Below are 20,203 nucleotides of genomic sequence, written 5' to 3' on the forward strand. Positions count from 1 at the left end.
TGCCATGACCAGAAATCAGATCACCCACCACCTGACCGACGCCCTCTTGATGGCCTATTCGGCAGGCAGCCTGCCCGAGGCGTTCAATCTCACGGTGGCCACCCATCTGTCGATGTGCGACGAGTGTCGTGCGCGCGCGGCGGCCTTTGATGCCGTGGGCGGCGCGATGATTGAAGAGACGCAAACAGCCGAGATGGCGCAGGATAGTCTTGCCGCGACAATCGCACTCATCCGCGCCGGCAAACCGCAGCGCGAGGCACCAGCCCAGCGCACAGGGATTTTTCCCGCGCCGCTACGCGATTACGTCGGCGGCGATCTGGCTGCGGTCCGCTGGCGGCCTGTCGGCATGGGCGTGAAACAGGCGATCCTGCCCACCTCTCGCGCGGCGACCGCCCGGCTGCTCTATATCCCCGCAGGTGCGGCCGTGCCCGACCACGGGCATCGCGGCACCGAATTGACACTGGTGTTGCAAGGGGCGTTCTGCGATCAGGTCGCGCGCTTCGGCCCCGGTGACATCGAGGTCGCCAATGAGGATCTCGATCACACCCCTGTCGCCGAAATTGGCGCTGACTGCATCTGCTTGGCCGCCACCGACGCGCCCCTGCGCTTCCGCGCCCTGATGCCGCGCATCGCGCAACCGTTCCTGCGGATTTGACCCTGCGCCTGTCGCCCCTCCCCGTGCCAATCGGGCGCGGGGCCACAGGTGACAGGCCAGACCATCTCGCCCACACCGACGGGCGCGCGTCTCAGCCGATCTCAACCACCCGCGTCTCGACGCGCGATGATTTCTCCAACGTACGATGCACCGGGCATTTATCCGCGATCTCGCGCAACTTCTCGCGTTGCGCCGCGCTCAGATCCCCTTCCAGCCGGATCACCCGCGTAAAGACATCCACCTTGGCCTCGCCCCGCGCATCCGCATCCTGCGCATGCACCTTGTCATGGCAGACATCGACACTCACATGATCCAGCAGCCAGCCCTTGCGCCGCGCATACATCCGGATCGTCATCGAGGTACAAGACCCAAGCCCCGCCGCCAGAAACCCATAAGGCGACATGCCCCGATCCGTGCCGCCATAGGCCACCGGCTCATCGGCCAGCACATGATGCGCGGGGCCTGCGTTGACATCCTGCAAGAACCCGTCTGCATCTGCCTCACTCACCCGCACCACGCCTTCTGGGGCTCCGGGCGGTGGCGCGGGCACGCGCATATCCAGATAGCGCGGCACCCAGGCAGCAATCACATCCGCCGCATATTCGGCATCCCCCGCGCGGGAAATCAGATGATCCGCCCCATCCAGCGTGACAAAACTCTTGGGATGCTTCGCCGCCCGGAAAATCTCTGAGGCATTCTCGATCCCCACGACCGCATCCCGTGGCGCGTGCAACACCAACAGCGCCTTGCGTAGTCCCGTGATCTTCGGGCCAAGCACCTCGGCCCGCACATCCTCGACAAAGCCGCGCCCAATGCGAATACCGCGCCCGCCCAGCCGCACCTCAGCCACACCCTCAGCCTCGATCCGCTCCAAAGCATCCCCGAAATTCTGCGTCACATGGCCCGGATCATAGGGCGCGCCAATCGTCACAACCGCCCGCGCGCTCTTGATCCGCCCCGCAGCGGCCAGAACCGCCGCGCCGCCCAAACTGTGCCCGATCAGCACATTCACCGCCATGCCGCGCTTTGCCAAGGCCTCTGCCGCCCGCTCCAGATCCACAACATTCGACGTAAAAGACGTGTTCTCGAACTCGCCCCCCGAATGCCCCAGACCCGTGAAATCAAACCGCAACACCGCGATTCCCGCCCCCGCCAGCCGTGCCGCAATCCGCCGCGCGGCCGGGATATCCTTGGAACAGGTGAAACAATGCGCAAACAGCGCCGTCGCCAGATGTGGCCCCTCCGGCAGATCAAGCCGCGCCACAAGATCATGGCCTGCATGGCCGGGAAACGTCAGGCGTTCGGTGGGCATCTCACATCCTCTGCGTGCTACCTCGCCAGACTATGTACCCGAACTACAGATCGCCACCCCGCCACGCCCAATGTCACGCGAAGGTGAGACATTGTGGCATTTGCCTAAAACCCGGCCTATTCCGCCGCCCGCCCCCAACCCTTCCTTAACCGGCGCGCGCGATCCTCGGATGCACAGAGGAGGGTGGGACCATGCGCAGGCAGATCGAATCGGCGGGCGATGTGCGGCGCTTCGCAGCGCTGATCTGCCTTGGCGTGCTGATTGTCGACACTCTGCTGCGGGATCTTGCCCTGCTTCCCGGCGCGCTCACGGCCGTGATGATCGCGGCCCCCCTCGCCTATGCCATGGGCCAGCGTCTCCGGGCAAATCAGCGGCACGCGCAGGCTCTCGAACATGCGCTGCACCACGATTCCCTCACGGGCCTACGAAGCCGCGCCAGCCTGCGTGCCGGCGTGCCGGGCGACACCGCGCGCCCCTGCGCCGTGATCGTGGCCGATATCGACCATTTCAAACGCTTCAATGATTGCCACGGTCATGCGGCGGGCGATCTCGCCCTGCGCCACTTTGCGCAGCTCCTGCGGGAAAATTGCCGCGCGGGCGATCTAGTGGCACGCTTGGGCGGCGAAGAATTCGTGATCCTGATGCCGATGACCAGCCCGGCCAATGCCCTGCGCGCCGCCAATCGCATGGCCCGCCGCATTCGGCAGGGCCCGGTCTTTCTCGACACCGGCCCGCAGACCCTCACCGCCAGCTTCGGCGTCGCGGCGCTCCTACCGGGCGACACGCTCGACGCGGGCCTGCAACGGGCCGACCGCGCCCTCTACCGCGCCAAAGGCGCCGGGCGCGATCGCGCCTGCCTCCACGACCCGGCGCTTGACGCAGGCCCCGGACAGACCGGGGCCACCCAAATCCATCACAATCCGTGATTTAATATCACTCATAAATTCGTTTTAAGAATTCATACGGTGCAATTACCTTCGGGCCATCCAACCAAAAGGATCGGACCATGCCCCAAGATCTCTGCCACAGCGCCAAAGCTCCAGCCCGCTCCCCGCAAGCCCCCGCGCTTGCCCCCATCGTGACCCTGCTGCTTGCCGCCTTGGTCGTCGCCGCTCTGGCCCCCGCGCCACCAGCCGAACACACCACGGCCCAGCCCCCCATACCCGAGGACTGGCACGGCAATGTCATGCGCTCGCATTGGACAGGCGCGGGACAGCCGCGTTAAGCGGCCCCCATCAATGCCGCATCGAACGGATAGCGCGTCAGGTTCTCATAACCAGTCTCGGTGATGAGAACCTGATCCTCCAGCTTGATCGAGAAATCATTGCCCGCCTCGCTCACCAACGCCTCGACACAAAGCACCATACCGGGCTCCAGCGCGTAATCGAACGCACCCGCCACCGCCTTATCTGCATAGGCAACCAGCGGCCACTCATCGCACAGACCCACGCCATGCATCATGCAGCCGTATTTCTGCGCCTGATACTTCTCCTCCAGCCGGTGACAGCCCGCGATCAACTCGGGGATCGTCACACCGGGCCGCAGCAGCGCCATATTCGCCTGAATATGCTCATGCGCGTGCTGCATGGCGGCCACCATATCGGGGCGCGGGCGCGCATCGCCGATCCACCAGGTCCGGCTGATATCGACACAAATGCCGTAACTGCCTATCAGATCGGTATCAAAGGCCACGATCTCGTTATTCTGCACAATGCGCGGCCCACATTCCTGAAACCACGGGTTCGTGCGCGGCCCACTCGCCAACAGGCGCGTCTCGATCCACTCACCGCCACGCCGGATATTCTCGGCATGCAGCACCGCCCAGATGTCATCCTCGCTGACCCCGCCCCCCGGCACCGCACGGCGGACAAACCGCTCCATCTCCGCCACCGCCGCCTCGCAGGCATGGCTCGCACAGCGCATGGCCTTGATCTCGTCGGGTCCCTTGATGGCGCGGGTCTTTTCCGTAACCTCCTCTCCTTCCATGATCGTCAGCCCCTGCGCCTCCAAGGCGCGCAGCCCGTGCAGCATCACCTTATCCACCGCCAGCCGCCGGTTGCCGGGGCAATGTTCCGCCAACAGCGCCGCCACATCGCGGGCAAAGACATCAGCGGCCACATCCACCTTGTCGCCCCGGTCGAAATAGAACAGGTCCGCCCCCGACCGCGCCTCGCGCACCAGCGGATTGAACCGCGACAAGAACGGCGAATTCTTATAATCCCAGATCACCATATAGCCATCGGCACAGAGCAGCACGGCACGAAACGGGTTATGCGTGTTCCACAGCTGCATATTGGTGCTGTCGGTCGCATAGCGGATATTGAGCGGATCGAACATCAAAAGGCCCGCATAATCCCGCGCTCCAATCGCCGCCGTCAGACGCTTCCATCGAAACTGCCGCATTGCCGGCAGGTCCGGCAGCTCCAGCCCCGCCGCCGCCCATTCGCCGTAAGCCAGCTGTGTGGGACCAATCTCCACCCGGTCGGCGTCATTGGGCGTGCCATCGCCCAGCGTCAGGCCACGGCTTGGATCGATCTTGCGGGTATCGCGGTAATGTCTGTTCATCGGCAGGTCCTCCGATCCTCAGACTGTGACCGGTCCCCCGCCTTGGCGCGCTCAGCGGCGACATCGCCGATGGTCGCATTTGGTGCGGGAACCGGGCGGTCGGTGGGTTATCGGCATGGCGTGCTCCTCTGCGGCCTCATGCACCCACCCTGCCGGGCAAAGGTTAACATCAGGTTCACGCGCCGGAAAAAACCGGCGCGCCGCCCGCGAGCTTACAAAATCGCCATGCAAACCTTACGTTTTGTAAGGTCAGCCGCCCCGCACCGTGTCGATCATCAGCTGCACATTGTCGGGGTTCGCATCGGGCGTGATGCCATGACCAAGATTGAAAATATGCGGCCCCTTGGCAAAAGCATCGACAATGGCACGGGTCTCACGCACCAGCGCCTCACCCCCCGTAACCATATGGGAAGACTTGAGATTCCCCTGAACGCAGCCGTCTTTTTGCACATTCTCCGCCGCCCATTGAGCGCTCACCGAATCATCCACGGCAACACAATCTGCCCCGGTTTTCGCGTGGAATCCCCGATAGTTATCGCCCGCTTCCCGTGGGAAGGCGATGATCGGAATCCCCGGATGCCGCGCTTTCAACTCGGAAATGATCCGCTTGGCCGGTGCGACCGCATAGTTTTCGAAATCATCACCTTTCAGCGACCCGGCCCAACTGTCAAAGAGCTTGATCACCTCCGCCCCAGCCTCAATCTGGGCCGACAGATATTCAATCGTGCCTTCGGTCAACCGCTCGATGATCCCCTCAAAAACCTCTTTGTTTTCAGCCTTCAGCGCATGGGCAGGCCCCTGATCCGGGGTGCCGCGCCCGGCGATCATATAGGTCGCCACCGTCCAGGGCGCGCCCGCGAATCCAATCAGCGTCGTTTCCTTCGGCAAGGCCCCGGCAAGGTTGCGCACAGTCTGATACACAGGATTTAATGTTTCGTGAATTTCCGCCACGGGCTTCAGTTTTTCCAATCCCGCCCGATCCGTGATCGTCGAGAGCCGCGGCCCTTCCCCCGTCACAAACCACAAATCCGCCCCAAGCGCCTGTGGCAAAAGCAGAATATCGGCAAACAGGATCGCTGCATCAAACCCGTATCTGCGGATCGGCTGCAAGGTAACTTCGGTCGCCAAGTCACTGTTATAACACAAGGAAAGGAAATCGCCCGCCTCTTCCCGTGTCGCCCGATATTCTGGCAAATAGCGTCCCGCCTGCCGCATCATCCAAATCGGTGGTGTGGGCAGGGTTTCCCCTGCGAGGGCTCTCAGAATGGTCTTTTGCGCGGGCATCTTATCCTCCGTTTTGCCTGTGGTCGCCTTGACACTTCCAGATGTCAAGCGTCAGGCGCTTGCCACGTCGCTTTGTCACGTCTAAACCTGCGCCATGACACGTGATTTGCCCACCCCGTCCCACCCGCTCAAGATCGGCACCCGCGGATCGCCCTTGGCGCTTGCGCAGGCCTTCGAGACGCGCGCGCGTCTTGGCGCAGCCTTTGACCTGCCGGAAGAAGCCTTTGAAATCGTTGTTATAAAAACAACGGGCGATCAGATCATCGACCGCCCCTTGAAGGAGATCGGCGGCAAAGGGCTGTTCACCCGAGAGATTGAACAGGCGATGCTGACCGGCGACATCGACATCGCCGTCCACTCGATGAAGGACATGCCCGTCCTGCAACCCGAAGGCCTCTTGCTCGACACCTACCTGCCCCGAGAGGACGTGCGCGATGCATTTGTGTCGCCCACCGTGGCCTCTTTGGCCGATTTGCCTGCAGGCTCCCTCGTCGGCACCTCGTCCTTGCGGCGCAAAGCCCAAGTTTTGGTCGCCTACCCGCATCTCGAGGTCGTCGAATTTCGCGGTAACGTGCAGACAAGATTGAAGAAATTAGAGGATGGTGTGGCTGCCTGCACGTTCCTTGCCATGGCGGGGCTCAACCGTCTTGGCCGCTCCGAGGTCGCCACCTGCGCCATCGACGCCGACGTGATGTTGCCCGCTGTGGCCCAGGGTGCCATCGGCATCGAACGCCGCGCCGATGATACCCGCGCCGCCGAAATGCTGGCCGCCATTCACCACAAGGAAACCGGCCAACGCCTTGTTTCAGAACGGGCTTTTCTTGCTGCCCTTGATGGTTCTTGCGAGACGCCGATTGCCGGTCTGGCAGAACTCAACGGCACCACCCTGCGCCTGCGCGGCGAAATCCTGCGCCCCGATGGCAGCGAGAGCCTGACAGACGATCAATCCGCCCCGATCGAGGATGGGGCCGAACTTGGCCGCGCCATGGCCGCGAAACTGCTTGCGCAGGCTGGTTCGGGATTTTTTGATTGGCGCAGCTAACCTATTGATCTGGAATTAACTTTCCGGGATTCATGATCCCGTTCGGATCCACCGCCGCCTTGATTGCGCGCATCATTGCAAGGGCGGCGGGGTCTTTGTGCTCCGCCATTGCGGGCAGTTTCGACAGGCCAATGCCATGTTCCGCCGAGAAACTGCCGCCAAGGGCGATCACTTCGCGCTCCACCGCCTCTTGCACCGCCCGGCAGAGCGCCGGATCCTCCCGCGAGGGCCAGCCGACATAGTGCAGATTGCCATCCCCCAGATGCGCCACGCCAGTGTTTTCTATATTGGGATCAAGGGCTTTGCTCACACTCTCAATGCGCGCGATCAACTCTTCCATCCGGTCCGTTGCAACAGCGATGTCATTCTCGACCACCGGTTTGCGCACCCGCAAGATCTGCGCCGAGGCCTCGCGCCGGGCCCAGATTTCCGCCCGCTGCGCCTCGCTCTGCGCTACGACCGCGTCGAGAATCAGCCCTTCGTCGTAAAACCCCGCCAGAACCGCCTCGAGATGCGCGCAAATTGGCACAGCCCCTGCGGCATCCGGTGTCACATCCCGCGGCGCCCGCGCACCTAACTCGACCAAGACATTGACATCATGGGCTTTTTCAAATGGCGGTCGCATCTGTGGAAACCGCTGCAACAGCGCCGCCAAAAACGACCGCGGCATATATTCAAACGCCTCCACCGCACCGCCTGTCTCATCTTGCAACCGATTGAGCAGCCGCAACGCCACCCCAACCGATGGCACCGCCACCATTGCCGTCGCATAGGCCTTGGGGCGCGGAAAAAGTTTCAGCACCGCCGCCGTGATAATTCCAAGCGTGCCTTCGGCCCCGATCATCAGATGGCGCAGGTCATAGCCCGAATTGTTCTTGTGGAGCGCACTCATCAAATTCATCACATCGCCAGTGGGCGTGACCACTTCCAGTCCCAAACACAAATCGCGTGTAGTGCCATAGCGCAGCACATTCGAGCCGCCCGCATTGGTCGAGAGCACGCCGCCCACCATCGCCGATCCGCGCGCCCCGAAACTCAGCGGAAAAATCAGGTCTTGCTCTGCCGCCGCCGCGTGCAACGTCGCAAGGATCACCCCGGCCTCCACCACCGCCACGCGCGCCTCTGCACGGATCTCGCGGATGGCCGACATCCGGTCCAACGACAGCATCAGCGCGCTGTCTGCCACCGTTCCTTTGACAAGGTTGGTATTGCCAGACACCGGTACAATCGGCACGCGCCGCGCATTGGCCAGCCGTACCACTGCCGCAACCTCGCCCGTCGTGGCAGGCCGCACCACCGCCAGAGGGCTCCACTGGGTCAGCCCCGGCCAATCCTGCGACCACCGCGCGGCCTCTGCGCCGGTTGCCACATACGCCGGGCCAACAATCGCGGTGATCTCGTTCAGAATTGCGGGGTTACTACCTGTCATGGCAAGGATCATGAAACAAAGACCGCCCCTCTACAAGTGCGCCAATCCCGGCATTTTCGCCCTTGACGCTTGGCGCGGGCTGTCTTACCTAGCCGCACGGTTTGGCGGAGTAGCTCAGTTGGTTAGAGCAGCGGAATCATAATCCGCGTGTCGGGGGTTCGAGTCCCTCCTCCGCTACCATTATCCCCCACAAGCGCTATGCACGATCGCAAAAACGCCGCGCGATTTGGTCTTGGCATCGAACCGCAAGCTGCTAGCCTGCGCCAGGTTCAAACGAAAGGCGCAGGCATGCCCCCACCCCTCAACACCATTCCCGCCCGCCGCGGCAAGGCCACGCGCCTGAACGCCGGAGAGGCCATTCGCATCATCAACACCCATGGCGCGCAAGTGGTGGATACCTGGGCCTTCAGCGCCGATGACATGGGCGAATTCATGTCGATGGAGCATATTCGCCCCACCCTTGGCCGCATCTTTCCGACAGCGGGCGATGCGCTTGTAACGAACCGCCGCCGTCCGATCCTGATGTTCGAAGAAGACAGCTCTCCGGGCCGCCACGATACCTTGATTGCCGCCTGCGATGATTACCGCTACGGCCTATTGGGCTGCACCGACTATCACGACAATTGCACCGACAACCTGCACGCCGCCCTGCGCCAACTGGGCCTCAGCAGCCCCGAAACCCCCAGTCCTCTGAATCTCTGGATGAACATCCCCGTCGATGCAGCGGGGCACACCTCTTGGGGCACACCGCTCAGCAAGCCGGGCGATCACGTGGTGCTGCGCGCGGTGATGGATTGCGTCGTGGCCATGTCAGCCTGCCCACAGGACATCCTGCCGATCAACGGGGCCGCCTGCGTGCCGACCGAGGCGCATTTCGAGATCGTGGGACGATAACGGAATAGGGGCATCGAGCTAAGCAGTTACACCTGCCTCGGCCCCCGATGCCTTACCGCAGCAACACAACCGGCACCTTGCACGACCGAACCATCTCGGTCGTGGTCGAGCCGATGATCAGGCTGCGGATGCGGCTGTGCCCATAGGCACCCATCACCACCATATCGAAACCGGCCTCGTCCACCAGCTTGCCAAGCGCGCTCTCCGGCTGACCGGTCACAACATCGGTCTCCGCCTGAATGCCCGCCGCCGCCAACAGCGCGCGGGCATCCTCCAGGCCCTTCTTGGCCTCAGGCGTGGCCGTGCCCACCGTCACCACATGCACCCTCAGCCCGACAAAAAGCGGGCTGCGCGCGATGTGATCCACCGCTTTCATCGCAGAGGTGCCGCCATCATAGGCCAGCAACACCTTCTCGATGGGTCGAAACGCACGCGCCGCGACAAACACCGGCTTGTGACAGGCGCGCACGATCCGCTCTAGGTTCGATCCCAGATGCCCCTTGGCGAAATCCGCCGCCTCGCCCCGCTTGCCGATCAGGATGACGCGCGCCTCATGTTCGACCTCGGCGACAGTCTCGACAATATCGCCATGACGCAGCCGCGTGGTGATCTCCGTCACGCCCGCCGCCTCCAGCAGGGCGCGCGCATCCTCCAGAATGGCCCGCCCCCGGTGGGCCACCAACTTGGCCCGCTGCGAATCCAGCGCCGCCAACTCCTCTAACAGGGCCGTGCGCGCACCCAGACGGATCGACCCCGAGAGGTCAGAGGTCTCGGCCCCCTCGCGTCGCCCAAGCACATGCAACACCTCCACCGGCGCCCCCGTGCGCTGTGCAATCCAGGCCGCATGGTCACAGACCGAGGCTGAATACATCGAGCCATCCACCAAGGCGATGATCTTGTCTGCCATGTCTCTATCCTTCCTCAATGTGCCATCAGCTTGTCGATGGCCCCCGGCTTGTCATGCTCGGCCAGCCTGTCCACGAGGGTCTCAGAGGCCGTGTTCATACCCCGGATTTCCACCTCGGCCCCATCCCGGCGGAACTTGAGCACCGCCATATCCAGCGCCTGAACCGACGAAATATCCCAGATATGCGCGGCGCTCACATCAATCACGACCCTCTCCAACGCCTCACGGAAATCAAATGCATTCATGAAATCTTCAACCGAGCCATAGAATAACTGCCCCTCGACCCGGTAGATCCGTTCGCGCCCATCCTTGGAAATCTCAGAGGTCACACGGAACAGTTGCGCAATCTTGGCGGCAAAGAAGATGCCAGACAAGAGCACCCCCACCAGCACGCCAATCGCGAGGTTATGGGTATAGACCACCGTCACAACGGTGGCGATCATCACCACCGAGGACGAGCGCGGATGCTCGCGCAGGTTCTTGATCGACGACCACGAAAACGTGCCCACCGATACCATGATCATGATTGCGACCAAGGCCGGCATCGGAATGAGACTGACAAGATCACCTAACCCCACCACAAGGATCAGCAAAAACAGCCCCGCGACAAAGCTCGACAGCCGCCCACGCCCACCAGATTTGACGTTGATGATGGATTGGCCGATCATCGCGCATCCCGCCATCCCGCCGATAAAGCCGGTGGCGGTATTGGCAATGCCCTGCCCCACCATCTCTTGGCTGCGGTTGGATTTGGTATCGGTCAGATCATCGACGATGTTTTGTGTCATCAGGCTTTCCAGCAGGCCCACAACCGCCACCGCCACCGAATAAGGCAGGATGATCATCAGGGTCTCAAAGCTGAGCGGGATGTCCGGGATCAAGAACACCGGCAGCGTATCGGGCAGCGCGCCCATATCCCCCACCGTGCGCACATCAAGGCCAAGGGTCAGGGTCAGCGCCGTCAACACGATGATCGTCACCAGCGGCGACGGCACCGCCTTGGTTACAAGCGGGAAAAGATAGATAATCCCCAGCCCCGCCGCCACCAGAACATAGGTGATCCACGTCACCGACCTTGGGTCCAGTTCCGGCAATTGCGCCATAAAGATCAGAATGGCCAGCGCATTGACGAAGCCGGTCATCACCGATTTCGACACATAGCGCATCACGAACCCCAGCCGCAGCACCCCCATTCCGATCTGGATAAGCCCCGCCAGAACCGTTGCCGCCAGCAGATATTCCAGCCCGTGATCGCGCACCAACGTCACCATCAGCACCGCCGTCGCCGCCGTGGCCGCCGAAATCATACCGGGCCGCCCACCCGTGATCGCCGTGATCACCGCAATCGAGAAACTCGCATAAAGCCCAACTTTGGGGTCCACGCCTGCTATGATCGAAAAGGCAATCGCTTCGGGGATCAGCGCCAGCGCCACCACCAGACCAGACAGCAAATCGCCCCGGATATTGCCAAACCATTGTGCCCGATAGGCATCTATTGAAATCATGTAAATCCGTCCCTGATCCGGCCAGCCATAACCGGCCCGATGACGCGCTTGAGAGCTTTAGATGATCCGGCGGATAGGCGGCCGGAAGAGCCATCCGGGGATTGCACCCGAAATCCATGCGATTAGGTCGCGGATTTAACCGACGCAGGCTCGAATGCCAAGCCATTTCCGCCGCAATGCAGCAAGTCGCACCGGCGCGTGCCGCAGCCCTATGCGTCGATCAGCGCGGGAATGGTGAACGCATCTGTCTTGACCCCGCGCGCCTTGGCGCTTTGACGCACCGCCTCTTGCAACCCCGCGCTGCGTTTCAGCAACCGCCGAAACCGCACCTCATCCAGCACCAACAGGGTTGAGGACGAAATCGCCGTCGCAGCGGTGCGGCGCGGTTTCTGCATCAGGATGGCCATCTGTCCAAACATCTCGCCCCGGCCCAAACGCCATGTCTGCCCCGCAACCGCCAGTTCCACCGCACCCGAAGCGATAAAGAACACGCGCCGTGCAGGCGAATCTTTGCGCAGGATTACATCGCCCTCGTTGACATACCGCGTCCGCAACGCGCGCGTCAGCTGCCGCAAACTGCGTTCATCAAGATCGGCAAACAGCGGAAATTGCCGGACCAACTCGGCCTTTTGCACCGCCACATCAAGCTTGGGACGCTGCTCCTCACGCAACCGGCGCGTGGCGATGTCCTGCATTAGCGACACATGCAATTCCGCCCCGATCAGCCCATCCTCGCGCAACATACCGTATTCGCGCTCTTCCAGCCGCAGCGCGGTGCGCCGGATGAACCGCCGCTCCAATTCCTCGGCATAACCGGGATATTGCAGCCGCAATCCCTCAAGCGCGGTTTCCACCGCCTCCTGCCGCCGCGTCAGCAACTCGTGCAACAGGTCCGCCACCCGCTTGCCATGAATGCGCCGAATGCGCCCATCAATAAACCCGTTCAGGTCGCGCAGGATCAGACGCTGCGACAGCAGCACCTCGAACCGGTCCGCCGTCATCAAGGCAAGGGGCCGCGAAATCCGCAGCCGGTTATTCAGCAGCACCGCAAAGCGAAACGCGCGCCCATACCGCAAACTGCGCCGCGCTGCGCGCTGATAGCCGGTCCGCCCACCCGAGCGCGCGGCCTCGATCAGCCGGTCGGCTTCGGTCAGGATCTGCTCCGACAGCCGCGCCGAAATCGCCTGTTCGCGAAACCGCGCCAGAATGGTATCGCGCTCCGCCCCCGCCAAGGCGATCAGCCCCAGCGTGATGCGGTCGCGGTCCTGTATCTCGGCCCCCTCCTCTGCGGTCTCCACCGCCCGGTCCAGCCGTTCGGCAAAGCGCTTGGCCTCCGAACGCACGGTTTCGCGCGTCAGCTCATAATTCTCGGCGGTGCGCGCCACATCCGCGCGCACGGTTTGCAGGGCCACGGCAATGACCTGATTGCTCAGCGCCTGATCCAGCGGCGTAAGCCGGTCCAGCCCCAGCCGCCCGATCACCCATCTCAAGGTCGTGCCCTGCACCAACAGCGTGAAAAGGGTAAAGCCGGTGGCCAAAATACCCACCAACCGTTTGACCTCGACCGGCACCCTAAAACTCTCGGTCACCGCCAGTGCCAGCGCCAGCGTCACCGCCCCACGCAATCCCCCCCAGAGAATCGCGACGCGATAGGGCCGTTCCACCACCGGCGACAGCTTGAGCAGGCTCAACACTGGCATAAGGCCAAAGAGGATCACCGCCCGCGCCGCCACCGCCGCGGCAATGACCACGATGATCAAAACAAAATCCCCCGCCCGCACTTCTTCCAGAAGACGCGGTATCAAGAGCGCCGCGAGAATAAAGATAAGCGCCCCTGCCCAATGCGCCAGCAAATCCCAGACCTCGCGCAGGTTGGTCCAGATAAGCGGCGGCAATCGCGCCGGACCCGTAAGATTAAGCGTGAGACCCGCCGCCACAACGGCGATCACACCTGACGCCCCTATGCTCTGTTCCGCGCCGATATAGGCCAGATACGGCAACGCCACCGAGACCGAGATCACCGCAAGCTCATAGCGCGCCATCAGCGCCATAAGCCAGACAGCAATGCGCGCCGTGAGCCAGCCCACCACAGCACCCCCCGCAATCAGCACCGGAAACTGCGCCAAGGCGTCTTGAAAGCTTGGGTCAGGCACCCCCAACATCACAAACGCCATGAAAAGACCGAAAAGCGCAATGGCCGCCGCGTCATTCAAGAGGCTTTCGCCCTCGATGATCCGTGACAATCGGCGCGGCGCGGAAATCGAGCGGAAAATGCCCACCACCGCCGACGGGTCGGTCGTGCTGACAATCGCGCCAATCAGCAGGCACGCCACCAGCGGCAGCGCACTCGCATAGGCCAACGCATAGCCCACCGCCAGCGTCGCCACCACCACCGCCACCACCGCCAGCACCAGAATGGGCACCCAATCATCCATCATCCGTCGCGGGTTGACCCCGAGCGTGACTTGAAAAAGCAGCGTGGGTAGAAACACGTAAAGAAACACATTCGACCGGATCGGCAGGCCCAGAATGGCCTCTGCCACCGGGTTGAGCGCATCTGTCAACTCGGTGCGCAGGAAAAAGATCGCCCCGACCCCGATAAGCATCCCCAGACAGGCGAGGATCACGCTATAGGGCAGCCGCAGGCGCGCGGCCAAAGGGTCAGCCGCAGCAATTACCAGAAAGAGCGACGCAATGATCGTCGTGACAAGAACAATATCCATATCCCTGAAATAGCTGGAATTTCAGGAATTGGGAATCGAAGCTTGTCGGGGCTAGGGCAGGTTTTTGCCGGATCGCGCCGCCCCTGTGCCGATCACGCCACCATGCCACCCGTGAAAAGCATGACCATATAGGCCGCATAAAGCCCCAGCATCACCAAACCCCAACCCCGGCCAATCCTGCGCGTGGCAAAAAGCAGCGCAAGCAGCAAGAGCGCCACGCCAAGCATGACCGGCGTGTCGACATCACGAAACCGCGCACTGACCTCAATAGGCTGGATCACCACGGTCACGCCCAGAATGGCTAGAATGTTAAAGATGTTCGAGCCGATCACATTGCCCAGCACCACATCGGATTGCCGCCGGATCGCGGCGACAATGGCAGTGGCCAGTTCCGGCAAAGACGTGCCAATCGCCACCAGCGACAGGCCGATCACCGCATCCGGCACGCCATAGACCCGCGCGATGTTCACGGCCCCCTCAACCAGCAGGTCCGCACCGAACACCAGCGCCACGATACCGCCCAGTGCCAAAAGCGGCGGCACCCAGCGACGCGCGGCAACGCCCCCAGCGAACGCCTCCGCCTCATGCTGAAAGGTCTGCGCGCTGCGGTCGCGCCGCTCCAACCAATAGCTGGCGACCAGATAGCCCACCAAAACCAGCAGCATGGCGATGCCTTCCATCCGGCTGATTACCGCACCCTGCACCAGCGCAAAGGCGACAAGGCTGACCAATGTCGCCACCAACGCCTCGCGCACTGCTGTCCGCGCCCAGCCCATGACCGGCGCGATCACCGCCGCCAAACCAAAGATGAGCAGAATATTGGCGATGTTCGATCCCACCACATTGCCCAAGGCAATTTCCGACGCCCCATCCAGAGCAGCTTTGACCGATACCAGCAATTCGGGCGTCGAGGTGCCAAAGCCCACGATCACCAATCCGATCAACAGCTTGGAAACGCCCATCCGCTCAGCTATTGCCACCGCGCCCCGTACCAGCGCCTCACCGCCCACAAACAAAAGAACGAGGCCCGCGGCCACGAGAACGAGATCGTGCAACATCTGGAATCCTGACTTGCCTTGTTCATCCCGGCGCCTGCCCGGACACAACGTGGGGGCACCTAAGGGTCCACAGACCAAAAGAGAAGGGGTGGCGCAAAATTTCGATGTTTATTCGTCATCATTCGCGACTAGACAGAGAGCAGCGATTGAATTCGGCCGCGCGGCATCCGATATGTCGCCCGGAACTGTGAGAGGCGCAGAATGACAGGCAAAAAAGCCAAGCGGAAACGACCCTCGCTGTCGCTTCCGATCCTGCGAACCTCGCGCGCCCAGCATCGCGCCGGAACCCTGACCTTGGGCACGCTCCTCACCGCCTTGGGCGAAACCTCTTTTGGTTGGGCTATTGTAGTGTTTTCGCTGGTGACACTCCTGCCCCTGCCCCCCGGCACAACGCTTTTGACGGCTTTGCCTTTGCTGGTTACATCCGGCCAGATGGCTTTGGGGTATCCGCATGTCCGCCTGCCCGCGCGGCTTGCGGGGTTGCGAATCGACCAAGACCGCTTGCGTCGCGGCGTACTGCGCCTACGCCCTGTAACGCGGCGGCTAGAGCGTATCCTGAGGCCGCGCTACATCACGCTTTTTGCGCGCCGCAACGAGCGTCCACTCGGTCTTGTGCTCTTCGTGATCGCCTTCGCACTCTTCTTGCCAGTGCCGCTCAGCGGCTGGTTCCCGGCGGTCTCGCTCTTCACCGTGGGCGTGGGCATTGTCGAACGTGACGGGCTCGTGACCTTCGTCGGCCTCATACTTGGGGCTCTCTCGGTCCTGCTGACTGTCGCCATCATTCTGTCTCTCGCAGCAGGGGCTGACGCGCTCCTGCACTAAGCGCGCAAACGTCCCCTATCTCAGCAGATCCGCGGCAATTGCTCGCCCACCAGCATGTCAACAATCCGCGCACCGCCAAAAAGCGTGCGCATCGTGACCTGACCGGCGCGCCCCGACAACACCCGCCCAATCGCCACCGCGCCGACACCTTCGGGGCGCGCGCGCATCGCAGTCAGCGCCGCCTCAGCTTCCGCCTCAGGCACCACCAAAACCATCCGCCCCTCATTCGCAAGGTAGAGCGGTTCAAGCCCGAGGATCTCGCAAATCCCCCGGACTTCTGGTCGCAACGGCAATACCGCCTCGTCAATCTCAATCGCCAGCCCCGCCGCCGCCGCCATCTCATTGAGCACCGAGGCCACACCGCCCCGCGTCGCATCGCGCGCCGCACGTGTGCCCGGTGCCGCCGCCAGCACCGCCTCCATCAGATGCCCCAATCCCTGACAATCCGAAACCAGATCCACCGACAGCGCCATATCCCCCCGCGCCGCCAAAATCGCCGCGCCGTGATCGCCCAGCACGCCATTGACCAGCACCACATCGCCCGCCCGGATATGCCCAGCCTGCAAATTCCGCCCCGGCGGGATCACCCCAACACCCGCAGTGGTCACAAAAAGCTTGTCCGCCATGCCGCGCCCTACCACCTTGGTGTCCCCGGTCACAATCCGCACCCCCGCCGCCTCTGCCTCCGCCTGCATCGAACCCACGATCCGCCGCAAGAGCGCCACTTCGGTTCCCTCTTCGATGATGAATGCCGCCGACAGCCAGAGTGGCCGCGCGCCCCCTACCACCAGATCATTGACCGTGCCACAGACCGCAATCGTGCCGATATCGCCCCCCGGAAACTCGACCGGATCGACGACGAAACTGTCGGTGGTGAACGCCAGCCGCGCCCCCGGCTCTTGCAAGGCAGCATCCATCAGCCGCGCCTGATCCTCCATCATCTCGGGCGCAAAAACCGATGTGAACACCTCTTCGATCAGATCCCGCATCGCCGTGCCGCCGCCGCCATGGGCCAGCGTGACCCGCGTATCCCTCAAACTCATGCTGTCATCTTTCCAAAAATACTCAGGGAGAGCGCCAAAGGCGCAGGGGCAGCGCCCCCTATCCCGCCCGCTCCACAGCCCGCGCACCGCCATACTGATAATAGGCGGCACAGGCCCCTTCCGAGCTGACCATCAGCGCGCCAAGCGGCATCTCTGGCGTGCAGCCGCGCCCAAACTGTGGGCACTCCACCGGCTTGATCCGCCCCGTCATCACCGCCCCACAGGCGCAGCCCTCGGGCTCTGGCACAGTGCGGCGCTCGGCCCCATAGCCCACGCCAAACTTCACCTCTGCGTCATAGGCAGCATAGGCCGGGCGGATACGCAGCCCGCTTGCGTCAATCTCGCCCAATCCCCGCCACTCGAACGAGGGGCGCGGCTCGTAGACATCGGCAATCGCCGCAAGGCTTACCGGATTGCCATGTTCCGGCACCACGCGGGCGTATTGGTTTTCCACCTCCGCCCGCCCGTCGCGGATCTGTTCCAGCACCATCAGCACCGATTGCAGCAGGTCCAGTGGCTCGAACCCCGCCACCACGATGGGCTTGCCATAGTCGCGGGCAATGAAATCATAAGGATGGATGCCGATCACCATCGACACATGCCCCGGCCCGACAAACCCATCCAGCCGCATATACGGGTCATCGAGCAGCGCCTTGATGGGGGGCGGCACGGTGATGTGATTGCAAAACACACTGAAATTCGCCAACCCCTCACGCGCCGCCGCTTGGATTGACAGCGCCGTTGACGGCGTGGTGGTCTCAAACCCCAGACCAAAGAAAACAACCTCGCGCTCGGGGTTGCGCCGCGCAATTTCCAACGCATCCAGCGGCGAATAGACCATGCGGATATCCGCCCCCTCGGCCTTGGCCTGAAGCAGGCTCTTGGCGCTGCCCGGCACGCGCATCGCATCGCCAAAGGTGGTAAAGATCACGCGCGGATCTTCGGCCAGTGCCACACATTCATCCACTCGCGCCATCGGCAGCACACAGACCGGACAGCCGGGGCCATGGATGAAATCCAAACCCTCCGGCACCAACTTGTCGAGACCGTAGCGAAAGATCGCATGGGTATGCCCGCCACAAACCTCCATGATGCGCGTGGGGTTTTCCGCGGTCGCGCCAATCTCGTCCGTCACAGCGGCAATCCGCGCCAAAAGCGCCTGCGCCGCCTTGGGGTCGCGGAATTCATCTGCGTATTTCATACCTACCCCTCCAGTGCCGCGTCGCCCGCCGCCATGGCCTCCAGCGTTTCCTGTGCTTCGCCCAAGCCTCGCAACGCCTCCAGCGTCTTGGCCGCCTCGTCGGCGTCAATCACCGCCATGGCAAAGCCCACATGGATCAGCGCCCATTGCCCCACAAGATCGTCAAGCGGCCCCTGCGCAATACAGGCCACATTGACCGCGCGCCGCACACCCGAGACCTCGGCCATGGCCATCATGCGGGCGGCATCGGTAACGGCAATGATCTGACCGGGTATTCCCAGACACATGGCTCACTCCTCCTCTGATTGGGGCACTTTGCCCGGTTCCTCGATGCCATAACGCTCGATCTTGGCGCGCAGGCCCACCCGGCTCAGATCCAGTTCCTGCGCCGCGCGGCTCTTGTTCCATTTCAGCCGCGTCAGGGTCTCGCGCAGAATGCGCGCCTCGACCTCGTCCACCCGGTCTTTCAGCGTGCCGCGCCCTGTCAACACCGCCCCCAAGGCCAGATCAGGCTGCGTGCCGGGCGCCGCCTGCAGGATATGCCGCGAGATCAGTTCTGGCCCCAGCACGCTATCTTGCGAAAAGATCAACATGCGCGTGACCTCGTTTTCCAACTCGCGCAGGTTTCCGGGCCAGTCATAGCCCGCCAGAAACCGGGTCGCATCCTCTGACAGACCATGCACCGGCTTGCCATGCGCCGCCGCCGCGTCAAACAATAGCGTTTGCGCCAAAAGCCCGATATCGCCGCGCCGCTCGCGCAGCGGCGGCATCTCCAGCACCGCCCGCGCCAGGGCATAATACAGATCCGCGCGAAATCGCCCCTCGGCCACCGCGATACGCAAATCGCAGTCTGCACCCCCCAGCAGCCGCAGATCAACGCGGCTCACCTCATGGCTGCCCGCCGGGCGAAACGCCCCATCCCGCGCCACCCGCAACAGCGCCAGTTGCATCCTCGGGCTCAGCCCCGCCAGACCATTAAGGAACAGCGTGCCCCGATCCGCCTTTTGCACCAGCCCCACCTTGCCGGTCTGAAGCCCCGCAATCGCACCCCGCCTTGCGCCGAACAGCTCCAACTCCAGAATATCGTCCTCAACCCCGGTGCAGTCGATTTCCTGAAACGGTCGGTCCGCGCGCAACGACCCATAGTGCATCGCCCGCGCCAGCGCCGCCTTGCCGGTGCCCGCCTCGCCGGTGATCAACACCGGCACATCGAAACTCGCGTATTGCCGGGCCTGCGCGATCACAGCGTTGAGGGGTGAATTTGGCGCGCGCAGCACCTTTTCAAATCCCAGCCCCTCGCGCAGCGCCCGGCGCTGCTGCCCAAGCTTGCTTTCGACAGTGCGCGCCAGATAGCGCATTTCCAGCGACATCCGCTCATGCTCGCGGCTCAGACGAAAAAGGTCGGCGGCATTCTTGGCGGTCATCAACAGGTGATCGGGATGCCAAGGCTTGGTGACAAACTGATAAATCCCCGCCTCATTGATCGCCGCGATCATGTCATTCGTTTCGGTGAACCCGGTGATGATGATGCGCACCGTTTCAGGCCAGCGGTCGCGCATGTCGGTCAGAAACGCCACACCCGAGCGTCCGGGCATACGCTGATCGCAGAAAATCACCTGCACGTCATGCTCGGCCATCAACCGCGCCGCCTCGTCCGCGTCCGAGGCCGTCAGACAATCGAACTCATCCTCCAACGCCATCCGCATGGCATTCAGGGAATGCGCCTCGTCATCGACCAGCAGAAGGGTGGGCAGGGTCGTCAT

At 62.8% G+C, this 20,203-nt stretch carries 18 protein-coding genes, 1 tRNA gene and 1 other annotated feature; of the genes, 7 read left to right on the top strand and 12 right to left on the bottom strand.

The genetic code is table 11. The annotated features are described in order from the left end of the window. Positions 1-4 precede the first annotated feature (4 nt). Positions 5-655 (top strand): ChrR family anti-sigma-E factor, encoded by a 651-nt coding sequence (locus ROSMUCSMR3_RS03675; RefSeq protein WP_081508543.1) that lies wholly within the window; start codon positions 5-7, stop codon positions 653-655. Positions 656-746: 91 nt separating this feature from the next. On the opposite strand, the gene ROSMUCSMR3_RS03680 is transcribed toward ROSMUCSMR3_RS03675, so the two are convergent. Beyond that, a complete protein-coding gene (locus tag ROSMUCSMR3_RS03680) occupies positions 747-1,967 on the bottom strand; it encodes a bifunctional alpha/beta hydrolase/OsmC family protein (RefSeq protein ID WP_081506489.1) in 1,221 nt (406 codons plus the stop codon). 191 nt (positions 1,968-2,158) lie between these two features. Here ROSMUCSMR3_RS03680 and ROSMUCSMR3_RS03685 point away from each other — a divergent pair, with 191 nt between their 5' ends. Next, on the top strand, positions 2,159-2,893 hold the full coding sequence (locus tag ROSMUCSMR3_RS03685) for a GGDEF domain-containing protein (protein ID WP_081506490.1): 735 nt from the start codon (positions 2,159-2,161) through the stop codon (positions 2,891-2,893). An 80-nt stretch (positions 2,894-2,973) separates the two neighbouring features. Then, a complete protein-coding gene (locus tag ROSMUCSMR3_RS03690; RefSeq protein WP_081506491.1) occupies positions 2,974-3,192 on the top strand; it encodes a hypothetical protein in 219 nt (72 codons plus the stop codon). Here the strand turns inward: ROSMUCSMR3_RS03690 and dddP are convergent. Beyond that, on the bottom strand, positions 3,189-4,532 hold the full coding sequence (gene dddP / locus ROSMUCSMR3_RS03695) for a dimethylsulfonioproprionate lyase DddP (protein WP_081506492.1): 1,344 nt from the start codon (positions 4,530-4,532) through the stop codon (positions 3,189-3,191). The two genes, ROSMUCSMR3_RS03690 and dddP, sit on opposite strands and share 4 nt — an antisense overlap. 249 nt (positions 4,533-4,781) lie before the next feature. After that, the gene (gene hemE, locus ROSMUCSMR3_RS03700) at positions 4,782-5,816 is read right to left on the bottom strand and encodes a uroporphyrinogen decarboxylase (protein ID WP_081506493.1); all 1,035 of its coding nucleotides are present in this window, start codon (positions 5,814-5,816) and stop codon (positions 4,782-4,784) included. Between the two features lie 94 nt (positions 5,817-5,910). Between hemE and hemC the strand changes: the two genes are divergently transcribed. Beyond that, positions 5,911-6,858 (top strand): hydroxymethylbilane synthase, encoded by a 948-nt coding sequence (gene hemC, locus ROSMUCSMR3_RS03705; protein ID WP_081506494.1) that lies wholly within the window; start codon positions 5,911-5,913, stop codon positions 6,856-6,858. Between the two features lies 1 nt (position 6,859). On the opposite strand, the gene ROSMUCSMR3_RS03710 is transcribed toward hemC, so the two are convergent. After that, positions 6,860-8,287, bottom strand: a complete 1,428-nt coding sequence (locus tag ROSMUCSMR3_RS03710) for an FAD-binding oxidoreductase (protein ID WP_081508544.1) — start codon at positions 8,285-8,287, stop codon at positions 6,860-6,862. Between the two features lie 103 nt (positions 8,288-8,390). On the opposite strand from ROSMUCSMR3_RS03710, the gene ROSMUCSMR3_RS03715 reads away from it, so the two are divergent. Both ROSMUCSMR3_RS03715 and ROSMUCSMR3_RS03720 read left to right on the top strand, forming a co-directional pair. Next, a tRNA-Met gene (locus ROSMUCSMR3_RS03715) sits at positions 8,391-8,467 on the top strand. A 108-nt stretch (positions 8,468-8,575) separates the two neighbouring features. Continuing rightward, positions 8,576-9,181 (top strand): DUF1989 domain-containing protein, encoded by a 606-nt coding sequence (locus ROSMUCSMR3_RS03720; RefSeq protein WP_008282486.1) that lies wholly within the window; start codon positions 8,576-8,578, stop codon positions 9,179-9,181. 52 nt (positions 9,182-9,233) lie between these two features. Here ROSMUCSMR3_RS03720 and ROSMUCSMR3_RS03725 read toward each other — a convergent pair whose 3' ends face one another. From ROSMUCSMR3_RS03725 to ROSMUCSMR3_RS03740, 4 genes are all read right to left on the bottom strand, one after another. Then, a complete protein-coding gene (locus ROSMUCSMR3_RS03725; protein ID WP_081506495.1) occupies positions 9,234-10,088 on the bottom strand; it encodes a universal stress protein in 855 nt (284 codons plus the stop codon). Positions 10,089-10,102: 14 nt separating this feature from the next. Continuing rightward, complete coding sequence (locus tag ROSMUCSMR3_RS03730) at positions 10,103-11,593, bottom strand: SulP family inorganic anion transporter (RefSeq protein WP_008282488.1); 1,491 nt, start codon at positions 11,591-11,593, stop codon at positions 10,103-10,105. 60 nt (positions 11,594-11,653) lie between these two features. Beyond that, positions 11,654-11,712 (bottom strand) — a sequence feature (sul1 is cis-regulatory element that is thought to sense ions involved in sulfur or methionine metabolism; They are found in Alphaproteobacteria). Positions 11,713-11,802: 90 nt separating this feature from the next. Continuing rightward, the gene (locus ROSMUCSMR3_RS03735) at positions 11,803-14,316 is read right to left on the bottom strand and encodes a cation:proton antiporter (RefSeq protein WP_081506496.1); all 2,514 of its coding nucleotides are present in this window, start codon (positions 14,314-14,316) and stop codon (positions 11,803-11,805) included. Positions 14,317-14,408: 92 nt separating this feature from the next. Then, entirely contained in the window at positions 14,409-15,374 is a 966-nt protein-coding gene (locus ROSMUCSMR3_RS03740) for a calcium/sodium antiporter (protein ID WP_081506497.1), read from the bottom strand. Between the two features lie 201 nt (positions 15,375-15,575). Between ROSMUCSMR3_RS03740 and ROSMUCSMR3_RS03745 the strand changes: the two genes are divergently transcribed. Further along, complete coding sequence (locus ROSMUCSMR3_RS03745; protein WP_008282492.1) at positions 15,576-16,196, top strand: exopolysaccharide biosynthesis protein; 621 nt, start codon at positions 15,576-15,578, stop codon at positions 16,194-16,196. 20 nt (positions 16,197-16,216) lie between these two features. On the opposite strand, the gene hypE is transcribed toward ROSMUCSMR3_RS03745, so the two are convergent. From hypE to ROSMUCSMR3_RS03765, 4 genes are read right to left on the bottom strand one after another with little or no spacing between them, the layout of a single operon-like run. Next, on the bottom strand, positions 16,217-17,239 hold the full coding sequence (gene hypE, locus ROSMUCSMR3_RS03750) for a hydrogenase expression/formation protein HypE (protein ID WP_081506498.1): 1,023 nt from the start codon (positions 17,237-17,239) through the stop codon (positions 16,217-16,219). Positions 17,240-17,297: 58 nt separating this feature from the next. Further along, positions 17,298-18,440, bottom strand: a complete 1,143-nt coding sequence (gene hypD, locus ROSMUCSMR3_RS03755) for a hydrogenase formation protein HypD (RefSeq protein WP_081506499.1) — start codon at positions 18,438-18,440, stop codon at positions 17,298-17,300. Between the two features lie 2 nt (positions 18,441-18,442). Further along, a complete protein-coding gene (hypC, locus tag ROSMUCSMR3_RS03760; protein ID WP_081506500.1) occupies positions 18,443-18,727 on the bottom strand; it encodes a HypC/HybG/HupF family hydrogenase formation chaperone in 285 nt (94 codons plus the stop codon). A 3-nt stretch (positions 18,728-18,730) separates the two neighbouring features. Beyond that, on the bottom strand, positions 18,731-20,203 hold the full coding sequence (locus tag ROSMUCSMR3_RS03765) for a sigma-54-dependent transcriptional regulator (RefSeq protein ID WP_008282496.1): 1,473 nt from the start codon (positions 20,201-20,203) through the stop codon (positions 18,731-18,733).

The sequence above is a fragment of the Roseovarius mucosus genome, assembly GCF_002080415.1.
In the GTDB taxonomy this organism is placed as follows: domain Bacteria; phylum Pseudomonadota; class Alphaproteobacteria; order Rhodobacterales; family Rhodobacteraceae; genus Roseovarius; species Roseovarius mucosus_A.

Bases quoted from the DNA above. Each gene is read 5' to 3' on its own strand.
- ROSMUCSMR3_RS03745 (WP_008282492.1), top strand. From the start codon at position 15,576: ATGACAGGCAAAAAAGCCAAGCGGAAACGACCCTCGCTGTCGCTTCCG.
- ROSMUCSMR3_RS03675 (WP_081508543.1), top strand. From the start codon at position 5: ATGACCAGAAATCAGATCACCCACCACCTGACCGACGCCCTCTTGATG.
- ROSMUCSMR3_RS03685 (WP_081506490.1), top strand. From the start codon at position 2,159: ATGCGCAGGCAGATCGAATCGGCGGGCGATGTGCGGCGCTTCGCAGCG.
- hypC (WP_081506500.1), bottom strand. From the start codon at position 18,727: ATGTGTCTGGGAATACCCGGTCAGATCATTGCCGTTACCGATGCCGCC.
- hypE (WP_081506498.1), bottom strand. From the start codon at position 17,239: ATGAGTTTGAGGGATACGCGGGTCACGCTGGCCCATGGCGGCGGCGGC.
- ROSMUCSMR3_RS03730 (WP_008282488.1), bottom strand. From the start codon at position 11,593: ATGATTTCAATAGATGCCTATCGGGCACAATGGTTTGGCAATATCCGG.
- ROSMUCSMR3_RS03720 (WP_008282486.1), top strand. From the start codon at position 8,576: ATGCCCCCACCCCTCAACACCATTCCCGCCCGCCGCGGCAAGGCCACG.
- dddP (WP_081506492.1), bottom strand. From the start codon at position 4,532: ATGAACAGACATTACCGCGATACCCGCAAGATCGATCCAAGCCGTGGC.
- hypD (WP_081506499.1), bottom strand. From the start codon at position 18,440: ATGAAATACGCAGATGAATTCCGCGACCCCAAGGCGGCGCAGGCGCTT.
- ROSMUCSMR3_RS03710 (WP_081508544.1), bottom strand. From the start codon at position 8,287: ATGACAGGTAGTAACCCCGCAATTCTGAACGAGATCACCGCGATTGTT.
- hemC (WP_081506494.1), top strand. From the start codon at position 5,911: ATGACACGTGATTTGCCCACCCCGTCCCACCCGCTCAAGATCGGCACC.
- ROSMUCSMR3_RS03765 (WP_008282496.1), bottom strand. From the start codon at position 20,203: ATGACGACCCTGCCCACCCTTCTGCTGGTCGATGACGAGGCGCATTCC.
- ROSMUCSMR3_RS03690 (WP_081506491.1), top strand. From the start codon at position 2,974: ATGCCCCAAGATCTCTGCCACAGCGCCAAAGCTCCAGCCCGCTCCCCG.
- ROSMUCSMR3_RS03680 (WP_081506489.1), bottom strand. From the start codon at position 1,967: ATGCCCACCGAACGCCTGACGTTTCCCGGCCATGCAGGCCATGATCTT.
- ROSMUCSMR3_RS03740 (WP_081506497.1), bottom strand. From the start codon at position 15,374: ATGTTGCACGATCTCGTTCTCGTGGCCGCGGGCCTCGTTCTTTTGTTT.
- ROSMUCSMR3_RS03725 (WP_081506495.1), bottom strand. From the start codon at position 10,088: ATGGCAGACAAGATCATCGCCTTGGTGGATGGCTCGATGTATTCAGCC.
- ROSMUCSMR3_RS03735 (WP_081506496.1), bottom strand. From the start codon at position 14,316: ATGGATATTGTTCTTGTCACGACGATCATTGCGTCGCTCTTTCTGGTA.
- hemE (WP_081506493.1), bottom strand. From the start codon at position 5,816: ATGCCCGCGCAAAAGACCATTCTGAGAGCCCTCGCAGGGGAAACCCTG.